General features: G+C 37.9%; 12 protein-coding genes. 6 read left to right on the forward strand and 6 right to left on the reverse strand.

Annotated features, from left to right (window positions below; translation table 11 throughout):
* Positions 1-2 precede the first annotated feature (2 nt).
* Positions 3-590 carry an NUDIX hydrolase gene (locus CWD91_RS19860; RefSeq protein WP_103442774.1) on the forward strand — a complete coding sequence of 196 codons (588 nt, stop codon included), beginning with the start codon at positions 3-5 and terminating at the stop codon, positions 588-590.
* A gap of 4 nt (positions 591-594) precedes the next feature.
* On the opposite strand, the gene CWD91_RS19865 is transcribed toward CWD91_RS19860, so the two are convergent.
* From CWD91_RS19865 to CWD91_RS19885, 5 genes are all read right to left on the reverse strand, one after another.
* The gene (locus CWD91_RS19865; protein ID WP_103442728.1) at positions 595-2,340 is read right to left on the reverse strand and encodes a M14 family metallopeptidase; all 1,746 of its coding nucleotides are present in this window, start codon (positions 2,338-2,340) and stop codon (positions 595-597) included.
* 139 nt (positions 2,341-2,479) lie between these two features.
* Positions 2,480-2,890: a response regulator gene (locus tag CWD91_RS19870; protein ID WP_103442729.1), complete on the reverse strand. Its 411-nt coding sequence runs from the start codon at positions 2,888-2,890 to the stop codon at positions 2,480-2,482.
* Positions 2,877-4,727 carry a PAS domain-containing sensor histidine kinase gene (locus tag CWD91_RS19875; RefSeq protein ID WP_103442730.1) on the reverse strand — a complete coding sequence of 617 codons (1,851 nt, stop codon included), beginning with the start codon at positions 4,725-4,727 and terminating at the stop codon, positions 2,877-2,879. The genes CWD91_RS19870 and CWD91_RS19875 overlap by 14 nt, the downstream gene beginning before the upstream one ends.
* A 229-nt stretch (positions 4,728-4,956) precedes the next feature.
* Complete coding sequence (coaD, locus tag CWD91_RS19880) at positions 4,957-5,415, reverse strand: pantetheine-phosphate adenylyltransferase (protein WP_103442731.1); 459 nt, start codon at positions 5,413-5,415, stop codon at positions 4,957-4,959.
* 106 nt (positions 5,416-5,521) lie between these two features.
* Positions 5,522-6,505 carry a D-alanine--D-alanine ligase gene (locus tag CWD91_RS19885; protein ID WP_103442732.1) on the reverse strand — a complete coding sequence of 328 codons (984 nt, stop codon included), beginning with the start codon at positions 6,503-6,505 and terminating at the stop codon, positions 5,522-5,524.
* A gap of 201 nt (positions 6,506-6,706) precedes the next feature.
* Between CWD91_RS19885 and CWD91_RS19890 the strand changes: the two genes are divergently transcribed.
* From CWD91_RS19890 to CWD91_RS19905, 4 genes are all read left to right on the forward strand, one after another.
* On the forward strand, positions 6,707-7,294 hold the full coding sequence (locus tag CWD91_RS19890) for a PASTA domain-containing protein (protein ID WP_103442733.1): 588 nt from the start codon (positions 6,707-6,709) through the stop codon (positions 7,292-7,294).
* 2 nt (positions 7,295-7,296) lie between these two features.
* Positions 7,297-8,328, forward strand: a complete 1,032-nt coding sequence (locus tag CWD91_RS19895; protein ID WP_103442734.1) for an RluA family pseudouridine synthase — start codon at positions 7,297-7,299, stop codon at positions 8,326-8,328.
* Between the two features lie 97 nt (positions 8,329-8,425).
* Positions 8,426-9,187, forward strand: coding sequence for a peroxide stress protein YaaA (gene yaaA, locus CWD91_RS19900; protein ID WP_103442735.1), 762 nt, complete (start codon positions 8,426-8,428; stop codon positions 9,185-9,187).
* 57 nt (positions 9,188-9,244) lie between these two features.
* The gene (locus CWD91_RS19905) at positions 9,245-9,607 is read left to right on the forward strand and encodes a hypothetical protein (protein WP_103442736.1); all 363 of its coding nucleotides are present in this window, start codon (positions 9,245-9,247) and stop codon (positions 9,605-9,607) included.
* A 20-nt stretch (positions 9,608-9,627) separates the two neighbouring features.
* Here CWD91_RS19905 and CWD91_RS19910 read toward each other — a convergent pair whose 3' ends face one another.
* Positions 9,628-9,756, reverse strand: coding sequence for a 30S ribosomal protein THX (locus CWD91_RS19910; protein ID WP_103442737.1), 129 nt, complete (start codon positions 9,754-9,756; stop codon positions 9,628-9,630).
* A gap of 208 nt (positions 9,757-9,964) precedes the next feature.
* On the opposite strand from CWD91_RS19910, the gene CWD91_RS19915 reads away from it, so the two are divergent.
* Positions 9,965-13,417 (forward strand): pyruvate carboxylase, encoded by a 3,453-nt coding sequence (locus CWD91_RS19915; RefSeq protein WP_103442738.1) that lies wholly within the window; start codon positions 9,965-9,967, stop codon positions 13,415-13,417.
* The last annotated feature ends 45 nt before the right edge of the window (positions 13,418-13,462 follow it).

Raw genomic sequence — 13,462 nt, forward strand, 5'->3', positions numbered from 1 at the left:
AAATGTATAAAGTTTTTGTTAATGAGTCACCTCTGATTTTAACAAATAAATTATCGGATACGGCAAATAATAAATATTTTTTGTTGAACGGGTCAGCTATAAATGATGCGATCGACTCTTTGGCGAGCAAGAAACTTAATGAGGCCTTTATTTATCACCCAAACCATGAGGAGATTTTAAAGAAATTTTCGAAGAAAATTCCTTTAGTGGTTGCCGCTGGTGGGGTGGTAACCAATAAAGAAGGAAAAGTGCTTTTTATTTACCGAAACGATAAATGGGACTTGCCAAAAGGAAAATTGGATAAAGGTGAAACTATTGAAGAATGTGCTTTAAGGGAAGTTGAGGAGGAAACCGGGGTAGAGGGATTGAAAATAGAAAATTTTTTAAGGACGACCTATCACCTATTCAAGAGGAATGGAGCGTATAAATTAAAGGAAGTGCATTGGTTTGCCATGAAAACAAATTATAAGGGTGCCTTGGTGGGCGAGGCCAGTGAGGGAATAGAAAAAGTAAAATGGAAAGGACCGGGAAAAATTAAAAAAGCCTTGGAAAATTCTTATGCGAATATCAAAATTCTGTTTGAAGATTAAGGGTTTAATCCTTTAGGATTCGATATATAGGATATTGCATATGTTCCGGTTCGTAGTATTTGGACCGTTTGTAAATCCAGTCCAATTGGGCGTACCAATCACTGGCAAAGGTACTGTCAATTTCTTTCTTTAAATCGAATTGGTTTTTGACTTCACTGTCCTCCTGTAGGATTTCCAGGGCAAGATCTTCGAAGACATATGGTGAAAAGTTCTCCTTTTGTTGTAGTATAGCGTCGAAGAAATTCCAATTAAAGAAGGAGTCGGTAGCTTCTGGCTCCAAGGTTTCCAATAAATAGCGCAACCCTTTTTGATTAGTGGGGACCAGAATGTCACCTTCGGTGAAATTGACATTTTTGTTACTGCGCAGCACTTTGGTATTGTAATGCGGGTAATGGCCCTCAAAGGAATTATTAGAAGTGTTAAAACTATCTATTTTATAGGACTCTACAGCAAAGGAAGTATCTTTTTTTAAGATATTGAAGCTAATTTGGTTCACGGTCAGCAAATCTATTATTTTATCAAACCCCTTTCTAATTACATATGCCTTGGGGATTTCTACCTCATGAATAGGTATGTAGTAATTTTGATAATTCACATCCTTGACAAACGGCCTGTTTCTATCATATTTTAGTCTAGGAAAGCCCGTTATTTCACTATTAAATACATCGGCTTCATAACCTTTGAATTCTAGAACCGTACTTTGTGTGGTGTCAATGACCCATTGAAGCGGGTAGTTTTGTCTCTCCAAATATGTTTCAAAAGCATTTTCCCTCAAATTTTTAATCTTTTTGTAATCTTTCTCAGATAAGTCCAGGATTTTCGTCATTAATGCGTAAACGCCTTCCACTCTTTGTTTATATGGTTTTAGCATATGGGTTTCAACCATTAAACCTAAGGTATTCCAAAGTGTGGTATATCCGGTAGAATACCTGGGATAGTCCATAAATTGGGAAAAACCCTTTTCAGGTACCTGATTAAATACATTGACATAGGGCGTATTGTCCCATCCTGCTTCAGTCAATGATTTTTCAAGGGCAGGCATCATCTCTTTATGAAGGTAATCTCCCAATTCCCCTCCCAGTTTATTATGCTGTGTAAATAAGTGGCTAAGTGTGTATTGGTAGTCCGCCCCATTGCTAACGTGGTTGTCAACAAAGATATCCGGTTTTATCAAATGAAAAATTTTGGCAAAAGTGTGGGCGTTTTTGGAATCCGATTTAATAAAATCCCGATTAAGGTCATAGTTTTTTGCATTGCCCCTAAATCCATAGGCTATAGGCCCATTTTGGTTTACTCTGGAAGTAGAATTCCTGTTCAAGGCCCCTCCAACATTATAGATGGGTATGGTAACCACTACCGTGTTTTTAGGTGAGTCTATGTTTTTCATAGCCAGGTCCCTAAACAATAGCATTGTTGCATCTATTCCATCACTTTCTCCGGGATGTATGCCGTTGTTTATGAATAGGATACTCTTATCCCGGCCAATCTTTTGAAAATTAAAGTCGGCATCTGGATTGTAGGTAACCATATGTAAGGGATTGCCACTATCGGTATTACCAATGATTTGAATATTTATTTCTGGGAATTCTTTGGCAAGTTGAAGGTAGAAGTCTATTATTTGCAGGTAAGTAGCTGTTTCTTCTCCATTGCTACGCTCAAAAACAGTCTGAATGTTTTCTATTTTTCTTTCTTTTTTGGTCTCGCAAGAAATAATACAGAGTACTACAAATAGTCTTAGCAGAAGTTTCATGCTACATTAAAATTTTATTTAAAACTCAAAAAAACTGCTTTGGCGTTTATTGGAAAATTAATATGTGTTTGGAGTCCTTTCTCTCGAAATACGTCCAAAGGTAATTCTCAAAAACTCAAAGTTAGCTAAAACTTGGGTATTAAATTGAAATGGCAGTGGTAATTTCTTCGATTTCCGATCTTCGAATGGGTTTGCTGTTGAATATAATACTGTGGTGGGTCAACGACTTGAAATTCTCGGCCTTGTCCTTGTCATATTGGTCAATAGAGGAGGTTACAATGTTTATGTTGATGCTTTTTTTGAGGGGTAATTTTATGAACTCGTCCAAAAATTCCCATCCATCCATAATGGGCATGTTAATGTCCAAAAAAATTAACTCGGGAAGATCCGATCTTTCGATGATCAATTTCTTTATACGGTCTATGGCAAGTTGTCCATTTTTGAATTCTAAAATGGCATCACAAGTGGCGACGGAAGTCAATATTTTTTTTATTCCGTAAACCGTTATAGGGTCATCATCTACAATGAAAATTGAATTAATTCTTTTCATTAAAATATAAATTAAAAGTGCTTCCAATACCAACTTGACTGGTGGCATTTATTTTACCGTTCATGGCTTCTATTTGATTTTTTGAAATGTACAATCCCAAGCCCTTGGCATCTGAATTTCCATGAAAGGTCTTGTACATTCCAAATAACTTGGTTCCGTATTTTTTTAAATCCAACCCCAACCCGTTATCCTCTATACTCAACACAGTATAATTTTGAACGTAATTCAGGTTTAATTTTATAATTGGGTCAACATCCGGTTTCCTATATTTTAATGCATTGCCAATTATATTTGTCAAAATGTTTTGCAAGTAGTCCGGAACGACATTTATTTTAACGTCATCTGATATTTCGCTTATGATCGTGGCCCTGTGCTTATCTAACTGTGTTTTAAGGTTTTTAAGTACGCCGTTTAATTTTTTATTGACGTTTACCTCCTTCTTGATGATGTTTGACTCTGTATTAATAGCGACAATATCATTTAAATTATGAAGGGTGTCCATTAAGTTTTTTGAAGAATCTGTGAGCATATCCATAATTCTTAATTTTTCCTTTTCATCTTTCTCACTGGCCAAGAAGTCCAATAACATTGCAAAATTGGCCGAATGTGACCTTAAATTGTGGGAAACAATATGGGCAAAATTTATAAGTTTTTTATTTTGGGAGGAGGTGACGGAAATTAGACTTTTTAATTCCTTTTCCTTTAGTTTTTGCTCAGAAATATCCATACTTATTCCAACAAGGCCGGTAACCTCACCATTATCTCCCTTCAATGGGATTTTGGAGGAAAGAAAGGTGATTACGGAACCATCCGGGTTGGTACGGGTAAGTTCCTTGTTCAGCATAGGGTTTTGGGATATCATAACTTCAACATCTTCATCCCTAAATTTTTGAGCGCTAGCCTTGTCAAATAGGTCAAAATCATCCTTACCAATAATATCGTTCTCATTTTCTATTCCCAGAAATTGCAATTCATACTTGTTGGCCAATATTTTTTTGGATTGGGTATCCTTAATATAAATCTGTAGCGGTAGATTATTGATAAGTGTTTTTAGAAGGTGCTCATTGTCTTTGGTTTTTTGTTCCTTCTGAACAAAATCCGTTATGTCCTGTACTATTCCTATTAGTCCCACGTATTCACCACTCTTATATAAGGGCTTACCGGAAACAATTACCCATTTTTCATTTCCTTTGGCGGTAACAATTTGTAATTTTTCGTTCCAAGAGGTTTTTTTCTCCCTCGCCGAAAAAATGGCCATGGAAATGGTATTTCTGCTATAACCTGCTTTGTAGAAATCAACGGAGTTATCTATATCTATTTCATAATCATCATCCACCTCAAAAATGCGCCTTATCATACTACAGCAAATAAACTTATCCTGCTGTTTGTGGTATTCCCAGTTGCCTATTTTTCCATGCTCGCCCATTTCATTTTGCAGGAATTCCAGTTTCTCAATTCTCAATTCATTTTTAACCCTATCGGTAACGTCTTCTGTTTGTATAATGGCGCCAATTATGTTTTCCTGTTCATCGAACCATGGAATGTTGCTCCACTGGAACCATTTTTCTTTTGAGCTGTTGTCCAAATAAACATCTGTGCCTGTCTCGGGAAATTTACCCTCGAAGCATGCCAACAGAGTCTCTGTCCATTTATCGCTTACATTATTGAATAATTCATAAATGGATTTACCGATATAATCTTTGCCCTGAAAATTAAAATCTTCAGCCCATTTATCAGACGCTAGAACAACCTTAAATTCCTTATTGATAAAAGCAGTTGGCTTGGGCAACTGTTTTATCAGGAATTGGTTGGATACAATGGGGGTCTTCATAATCATCTGTCGCATTTTCTTACAATAGTAGTCGGATTATCTAAACCGGCGAAGAGATTGTTGTGAATTGGACAAAATTAGTGGTGTAAAGGTAAAATGAAGAATTTTACTATTGTATTTTATTTGATTTAAGGCTATGTAAGCTTTAAAAAATGTAGTCCTTGTTTCAAGGAATTACTCCAAAAATTAATAGAAAGCATACAGTTACCTTACAATGGAAAATTACAGAATTATCCTATTTAGTTCTTACCGAATCCGGCACCAAACCGGAATAGTCTCCACCATTCCTAATTACATCCCGTACTATGGAGGAACTGATGTAAGATTTTCCGGAAGAGGTAAGCAAGAAAACGGTTTCTATTTCGGATAGCTTTCGATTGGTGTGGGCTATTGCCTTTTCAAACTCAAAATCCCCTGGATTTCTAAGTCCTCTTAGAATAAAACCGGCATTAACTTTTTTACAGAAGTCAACGGTTAGTCCCTGATAGGTAAGGACGCTTATTTGTGGTTCGTCCTTAAAGGCTTCTGTAATAAATTTTTTGCGCTCCTCTAAGGTAAACATGTATTTTTTATCGGTATTTACACCTATGGCTATTATGAGTTCATCAAAAAGAGTGATGCCTCTTTTTATAATATCATAATGTCCTAGGGTCAAAGGATCAAAAGAACCCGGAAAGATGGCACGTCTTTTCATTATTACGCTTTTAAGGTTGATCTTCCGCCAATGCTGTTAATAGCCTTGGAAATAGATCGTTGGTACAAATACCCAGCACAATTACGGTTGGGTTTGGTTTTTAAAATTACTTAATTTCTCCCAAAACTTCCCAAATGGCAGTTTCAAAGAGTTCTGAAAGGGAAATACCGGCTATTTCTGCTTGCTGTGGCAAAATACTTTTGGTGGTAAGCCCTGGGGTGGTGTTCATTTCCAACATAAATGGTTCATCATTTACAAAAATGAATTCACTTCTCGAAAATCCTTTCATTTTTAACACATCATAGGCCTTTTTTGCGATTTTGCTCACTTTGTCCTCCTGGTCCTTGGTTATTCTTGCAGGGGTTATTTCTTGTGATTTTCCTTCGTATTTGGCCTCATAATCAAAAAAATCATTCTCCGAAACTATTTCGGTGATTGGAAGCACTTTGGTCTCCCCTTTGTATTTGATGACACCTACAGAAACTTCGGTTCCATTTAAAAATGATTCTATAAGTATTTCATTGTCTTCGAGAAAAGCATTCTCAATGGCCTTTAACAATTCTTCTTTCTTATATACTTTGGAAATACCAAAACTACTACCCGCTTTATTGGCTTTTACAAAACAGGGCAAACCTACTTTTTCTATGATTGCATCTTCATTAATGGGGTCGCCCAAATTCATATAATATGAAGGAGCGGATTTAATCCCGTAAGGTTTTAAAACACTTAAGAGGTCACGCTTGTTAAAGGTCAAGGCAGCTTGGTAGTAATCGCATGCTGTTTGTGGTATTCCAATAAGTTGAAAATAGGCCTGCATTAGGCCATCCTCCCCGGGAGAACCATGTATGGCGTTAAATACGCAATCAAATTTTACAATTTCGGAGGCCAGGCGTATAGTGAAATCATGCCTATTAACATTATATTCATTTTGCTCGTTGTCTACATAGACCCATTTGTCTTTAAAAATATGGATTCTGTAGGCATTAAATTTTTCCTTGTCCAGATAATCGTAAACGACACCACCGCTTATTAAGGAAATTTTATACTCGCTAGAGTAGCCACCCATTATAATAGCAATATTTTTTTTCATTCTTTGAATCTAATTTTTAATACTTGGTAATTTAGAACGTTATTCAAGTTATTGGTCCGCAAGTGCGATTTAAGAATACCATTAATTTAAGGGTATATTTTTAAAGCAATCTGCCCGCCAAAATCAATAAACAAATATCATGCATTCAAAGTAAAGAAAAAGCGTTCGGTTTTCTATCTTTGCGACACAAGAAAATATACTATGCGAAATTTTTTTAATTTTTTAAGGAGTAAATCTTTTTTGATTCAGTTGGTATTGGCTTTGGTTGTTTCCATATTGCTGGTTATTGGTGCTATGCAGTGGCTGAAGACTACTACCAATCACGGTAAGTTTGTAGAGGTTCCGGATTTGGCCAAATTATCGGTTACAGAGATGCGATCGAGGATCGATCAATCAAAATTGCGTTATGAGGTCCTTGATTCGGCCAATTATAACCCGTCCTATCCAAGGTTTTCCATCATAGATCAGACTCCTCGTGCGGGTAGTAAGGTTAAGGAGAACAGGAAAATTTATATTACCGTTAATCCGTCTGGTTATAAAAAAGTCACTATTCCCAATATTATTCAGGTTACCCAAAGGAATGCAAGTTCTATGCTAAAAGCTGTTGGTTTGGAGGTAGAACGTGTTACTTATGTAGACGAACTGGGAAAGGATATGGTATATAACATTAAGTACAAAGGAAAATATATTGTCCCTGGTGACAAGTTGCCCAAAACTTCAAAAATTGAATTGGTTTGTGGCAATGGTAATATTACCGCAAGAGCAGAAGTTAAGGCAGAGTCCGAATAATTATGGAATCACAGGAGGAGTTGGAATTGAATGAGGAGGAACTTTTTGAGCATCATAGTTTTACAGCTTCTAAAGGCCAAGACCCATTAAGAATAGATAAGTTTTTAATGAATTTCATTGAAAACGCTACGCGAAATAAAATTCAGCAGGCCGCAAAAGATGGCAACGTCTGGGTAAATGGAGCTGCTGTTAAGCAAAATTACAAAGTAAAGGCCGGGGATCATATACGGGTCATGTTTGCCCATCCGCCACATGAAAATTTATTGACACCAGAGAACATACCCTTGGATATTGTCTATGAGGATGATGTTCTTTTGGTGGTGAATAAGCCTGCGGGGATGGTGGTGCATCCAGGGCATGGAAATTACTCAGGAACCTTGATCAACGCCTTGATCTACCATGTTGACAATTTGCCAAAAAACAGCGACGAACGTCCTGGCCTTGTACATAGAATAGATAAGGATACTTCCGGGCTACTGGTGGTGGCCAAGACCGAAGCTGCTATGACGCATTTGGCTAAACAGTTTTTTGATAAATCCAGCGAACGCGAATATATAGCCCTGGTCTGGGGGAATGTGGAGGAGGATACAGGAACAATTGAAGGCCACATAGGTCGCAATCCTAAAAACAGATTGCAGATGCAAGTTTTCCCAGAAGGGGAGCAGGGCAAGGAGGCAGTTACCCATTATAAGGTTTTGGAACGCCTCGGATATGTAACCATGCTGGCTTGTACATTGGAAACTGGGAGAACCCATCAAATTAGAGTGCATTTGAAACATATTGGACATACACTCTTCAATGATGAGAGATATGGAGGTGAAAAAGTATTAAAGGGGACTACTTTTACCAAATACAAGCAATTTGTGGATAACGCCTTTAAAATTTTACCTAGACAGGCCCTACATGCAAAAACCTTGGGATTTGTACATCCTGTTTCAGGCAAATTTATGAGGTTCAATTCCGAAATTCCTGAGGATATGGCCAACTGTATTGAAAAATGGAAGCAATATGCCAAGCACAGTCAAGCAGAATAGGTTTCATTTATACCAATATTGAAAACAAGATTTTAAAGGGTTAGGTTATTCAATATTCAGCCATTATTTTTGACCTTTCTCTTAATAAGACCCAAGCATGAAAATAGTGATATCACCTGCAAAATCATTGGATTTTGAAAGTAAACTGCCCACTAACCAATTTTCCCAACCCCATTTTATAAAGGAGGCGGAACAATTGAACAAGATTTTAGCAAAAAAAAATCCAAAGGCTTTGTCAAAATTAATGGGTATTTCGACCAACCTTGCAGAACTTAATTGGGAAAGGAACCAGCAGTTTTCATTGCCTTTCACTAAGGAAAATTCCAGACCGGCCATTTATGCTTTCAATGGTGATGTATACCAAGGTCTTGATGCCTACACCATTGCAATGGAAAAACGGGAAAGTCTTCAAGAAAATCTACGCATATTATCCGGTTTGTACGGTGTCTTAAAGCCTTTCGATCTTATGCAACCCTATCGTTTGGAAATGGGAACCCAATTGAAAATAGGGCGCAAAAAGAATCTATATGAATTTTGGAAAAAGCAAATTACAGACCATCTCAATTCCGAATTGAAGGATAATGAGCTTTTCCTTAACCTGGCCAGTAACGAATATTTTAGTGCTGTTGATGAAAAACATCTAAAAGTACCGGTGATTACCCCAATATTTAAGGATTGGAAGAATGATAATTTAAAGATTATAAGTTTTTTCGCGAAAAAAGCCAGAGGTACCATGGTCCGTTATATATTGGATACCGATGCCAAAACCTTAGCGGATGTTAGAGGCTTTGATATGGATGGATATATGTTTAGTAAAGAACATACCTTAAAGGAAAACCAACCTGTTTTTATTCGATAGAATATTTTTGAAAAAAAAGCGTTATTTTCAAATAAGTACTATATAATTGAGATTACTATGAAACGATTCGCTTTTTTGGTTTTGGTGGCTGTGATTGTTATGGGTTGTTCCGACCGGGATGATGACCTGGATGGGGTGAATATCAGAATTAAAAATGAAAGCAGTGTCACCTATGATCTTGTGCAAGTGGGCAGTGCGGAAATGCTTCACGAAAATATAGGCCCAGACGACTATTCTGGGTATTTGGAATATGAAATGGCCTATGAATATGCTTATATAAATATAAAAGTGGATGAGGAGAACTACATTTTGCAGCCTATAGATTTTGTGGGCGAAACACCACTTGAAAATGGGTTCTACACCTATGGACTAAGCATCACCGTGGCCGGGGATGTTATTCTAAATTTTAGTATCGACTAATTGGAATTAAAGGCTTTGCCTTATTTTTTCTTACCAGGATTTATCTTTTCTTCTATAGTGGGTCTTTTTTTAATTTTTCTTTTACGTCGGGCACCCCAAGTACCGTTAACTATTTTCCCTCTTTTCGATTTCTTATCACCTTTTCCCATTTGTATTTATATTTTATCTTTTTTAAAGTTAAAACATAAATAGCTCATTGTCAAGTTATAAATAAACTACTTTTTTTACCCCTAATTTTTATTTGTAACAAATTTCTTGAAAGATTTACTTTTAACGTATTGGCGACCTAGCCCTAATATGCTAAGTTTGTAGAATTGTAAAATTATGTTAAACTCAGCAATTCTAAAACGTTAAAGTTTGAAAATAAAAAAGGTATTAGTCGCAAATAGGGGTGAGATTGCCATACGTATATTTAGGGCATGTGTAGAGATAGGACTTAAAACAGTGGGGGTTTATACCTACGAGGACCGCTATTCCCTGCACCGTTACAAGGCAGATGAGAGTTATCAGATTGGAGAGGACAATGAGCCACTTAAACCCTATTTGGATATCGACGCCTTGATCAGAATTGCCAAGGAAAACAGTGTGGATGCCATTCACCCTGGATATGGTTTCTTGTCCGAAAATGCCAAATTTGCCCAAAAATGTGAGGACAACGGGATTATTTTCGTAGGCCCAAAGGTTTCGGTACTAAAGGCTTTGGGGGACAAAATTACCGCCAAGGAGGTTGCTGTGGCCAACAATATCCCTATTATTCGAAGTAGTGATAAGGATTTGACCAATATTGATATTGCTCTTTCAGAAGCCAATGAAATAGGTTACCCTTTAATGCTCAAAGCTGCCTCAGGTGGAGGTGGTCGTGGAATGCGGGTTATCCGGACTGAAGATGAGCTCATAAAAGGATTTCCGGAGGCACGACGGGAATCCTTAAACGCTTTTGGAGATGATACGGTTTTCTTGGAGAAATTTGTAGAAAACCCTAAGCATATAGAAATTCAGATCGTTGCCGATACACATGGAAATATTGTGCATTTATTTGAGCGCGATTGTTCCGTTCAACGCCGATATCAAAAAGTAATAGAATTTGCCCCTTCCATTGGGCTACCACAGGAAACAAAGAATAATCTATACAAATATGCCATTGATATTTGTCGTGCCGTTGACTATAATAATATTGGAACGGTCGAATTTTTGGTGGATGATGATGGCAGTATCTATTTTATAGAAGTAAACCCAAGAATACAGGTAGAGCATACGGTGACCGAAATGATTACGAACATCGATCTGGTCAAAGCTCAACTTTTTATAGCCGGAGGATACAAACTATCCGATAAGCAAATTAAAATCCAAGATCAAGCCTCTGTAGTGGTTACGGGATATGCGCTACAATGTAGAATAACCACCGAGGACCCTGGGAACGATTTTAAACCGGATTATGGAGTGGTCACAACCTATAGAAGTGCTTCAGGATTGGGCATTAGGCTAGATGCCGGTAGTATTTATCAGGGTGTGGCAATATCACCTTTTTTTGATTCCATGTTGGTGAAGGTATCGGCAATCAGCAGAACTTTGGACGGTTCTTGTAGAAAAATGCGTAGGGCATTGGCAGAATTCCGTATCAGAGGGGTAAAGACCAATATGGCTTTCTTGGACAACATCCTGAAGCACCCTACCTTTAGGGAAGGTAAGGTTACCGTGAATTTCATTAAGAACGAACCCGAACTGTTTAAGTTTGTGGAACCACGGAACCGTGCCAATAAATTGGTGGAATTTTTAGGGGAAACCATTGTAAACGGTAACCCTGATGTGAAGAAATTGGATAGAGATCATATTTTTTCCAAACCCAAAGTCCCTTCCTTTCCAAAGACTGAAGCCTATCCCAAAGGAACAAAGGACCTTCTAACCGAATTGGGTCCGGAACAATTTGCCCAGTGGTTGAAGAAAGAAAAAAAGATTCATTTTACCGATACTACCATGCGTGATGCCCATCAAAGTTTGCTGGCGACCCGTATGAGAACGGTAGATATGTTGAAAGTGGCCGAGGGTTACGCAAAGAATCATCCTGAAATTTTTAGTTTGGAAGTTTGGGGAGGGGCTACCTTTGATGTTTGTCTTAGATTTTTACAGGAAAATCCTTGGGAGCGATTGGAGTTGTTGCGTAAAGCAATGCCCAATATACTACTCCAAATGTTGATAAGGGGTTCAAACGGCGTAGGATACACTGCCTACCCTGATAATTTGATAGAGAGATTTGTCGAGGAATCCTATAAATCCGGAGTAGATGTGTTTCGAATTTTCGATTCGCTCAACTGGATGAAATCCATGGGGCCATGTATAGATTATGTACGTACCAAAACAGGTGGATTGGCCGAGGGGTCAATTTGTTATACTGGAGATATTTTGGACCCTTCCAAAACCAAGTACGACATCAAATATTATGTGCAATTGGCCAAAGACATAGAAAACGCAGGGGCACATATTTTGGGGGTAAAGGATATGGCAGGATTGTTAAAACCATATGCCGCCTACGAATTGATTTCTGCTTTAAAATCGGAAATCAATATCCCTATACATCTTCATACCCACGATACCTCCTCTACTCAGGCAGCTATGTATTTAAAAGCTATTGAGGCTGGGGTGGATGTAGTGGATGTTGCTTTGGGTGGATTGTCAGGACTTACTTCCCAGCCTAATTTTAATTCGGTGGTAGAGATGTTGCGTTTTAACGAACGCCAGAACAGCTTGAATACCGATAAACTGGCTGAATATTCCAATTATTGGGAAACTGTACGCAATTACTACTATACCTTTGAATCAGGATTGAAGTCCGGTACAGGTGAGGTGTACAAACATGAAATTCCGGGCGGACAGTATTCCAACCTAAAAGGGCAGGCCATAGCCTTGGGATTGGAGGATAAATTTCCTGAGGTTACCAAAATGTACGGAGAGGTAAATAAATTGTTCGGTGATATTGTAAAGGTAACCCCTAGCTCCAAAGTGGTCGGGGATATGGCGCAATATATGATCAGCAATGGGCTAACGGCGGAGGATGTTCTGGAAAGAGGGGATACCATTTCTTTTCCCCAGTCCGTAATAGGCTTCTTTAAGGGAGATTTGGGCCAGCCGGTAGGTGGTTTTCCGGCAATGTTGCAGAAAATTGTTTTAAAGGACGAAAAACCTTTTACAGATAGACCAAATGCCCATTTGGAACCTATAGATTTTGATAAGGAATTTAATGCTTTCAAAAGAAAGTTCAGCTCGGGAATGGGTCGTGAACTGCTTATTACAGATTTCCTATCCTATAAATTATATCCAAAAGTTTTTACGGATGCCTATAATCACCATGTGAAGTATGGAAATGTAATGAATATCCCTACCAAGAATTTCTTCTACGGCATGGAAATAGGGGAGGAGATCATTGTAGAGTTGGACAGGGGTAAAAATATACTTGTTTCCCTTATGCTCAGAGGTGAACCAGATGATGCCGGTAACGTTAGCATATACTTTAAGGTAAACGGACAGTTGCGAAATGTAATTATTAAGGATAAATCTGTAAAAGTTGATAAGATTGAAAATGTAAAGGCGGATACCTCCAACCCTAAAGAGTGTGGTGCTCCATTGCAGGGCTTATTGTCCAGTGTATTGGTGAAGAAAAATCAGGAAGTAAAAAAGAACCAGCCCTTGTTCGTTATTGAGGCCATGAAAATGGAAACCACTGTTACAGCAACGGAAGAGGGTATTGTGGATAGGGTTCTGTTGCAAGGAGGGTCTTTGGTAAATTCCGAGGATTTGGTGTTGGTATTAAAATAAAGGCAAAGCGCTGCTTGTTTTGTATTCCGCTTGCAGGGGTAATTC

It is taken from the genome of Arenibacter hampyeongensis (genome assembly GCF_002909255.1).
Lineage (GTDB): Bacteria > Bacteroidota > Bacteroidia > Flavobacteriales > Flavobacteriaceae > Arenibacter > Arenibacter hampyeongensis.

What these genes read in the sequence shown, in the direction of transcription:
- CWD91_RS19860 (WP_103442774.1), top strand. Translation starts at nt 3, where the DNA reads ATGTATAAAGTTTTTGTTAATGAGTCACCTCTGATTTTAACAAATAAA.
- CWD91_RS19865 (WP_103442728.1), bottom strand. Translation starts at nt 2,340, where the DNA reads ATGAAACTTCTGCTAAGACTATTTGTAGTACTCTGTATTATTTCTTGC.
- CWD91_RS19870 (WP_103442729.1), bottom strand. Translation starts at nt 2,890, where the DNA reads ATGAAAAGAATTAATTCAATTTTCATTGTAGATGATGACCCTATAACG.
- CWD91_RS19875 (WP_103442730.1), bottom strand. Translation starts at nt 4,727, where the DNA reads ATGATTATGAAGACCCCCATTGTATCCAACCAATTCCTGATAAAACAG.
- coaD (WP_103442731.1), bottom strand. Translation starts at nt 5,415, where the DNA reads ATGAAAAGACGTGCCATCTTTCCGGGTTCTTTTGATCCTTTGACCCTA.
- CWD91_RS19885 (WP_103442732.1), bottom strand. Translation starts at nt 6,505, where the DNA reads ATGAAAAAAAATATTGCTATTATAATGGGTGGCTACTCTAGCGAGTAT.
- CWD91_RS19890 (WP_103442733.1), top strand. Translation starts at nt 6,707, where the DNA reads ATGCGAAATTTTTTTAATTTTTTAAGGAGTAAATCTTTTTTGATTCAG.
- CWD91_RS19895 (WP_103442734.1), top strand. Translation starts at nt 7,297, where the DNA reads ATGGAATCACAGGAGGAGTTGGAATTGAATGAGGAGGAACTTTTTGAG.
- yaaA (WP_103442735.1), top strand. Translation starts at nt 8,426, where the DNA reads ATGAAAATAGTGATATCACCTGCAAAATCATTGGATTTTGAAAGTAAA.
- CWD91_RS19905 (WP_103442736.1), top strand. Translation starts at nt 9,245, where the DNA reads ATGAAACGATTCGCTTTTTTGGTTTTGGTGGCTGTGATTGTTATGGGT.
- CWD91_RS19910 (WP_103442737.1), bottom strand. Translation starts at nt 9,756, where the DNA reads ATGGGAAAAGGTGATAAGAAATCGAAAAGAGGGAAAATAGTTAACGGT.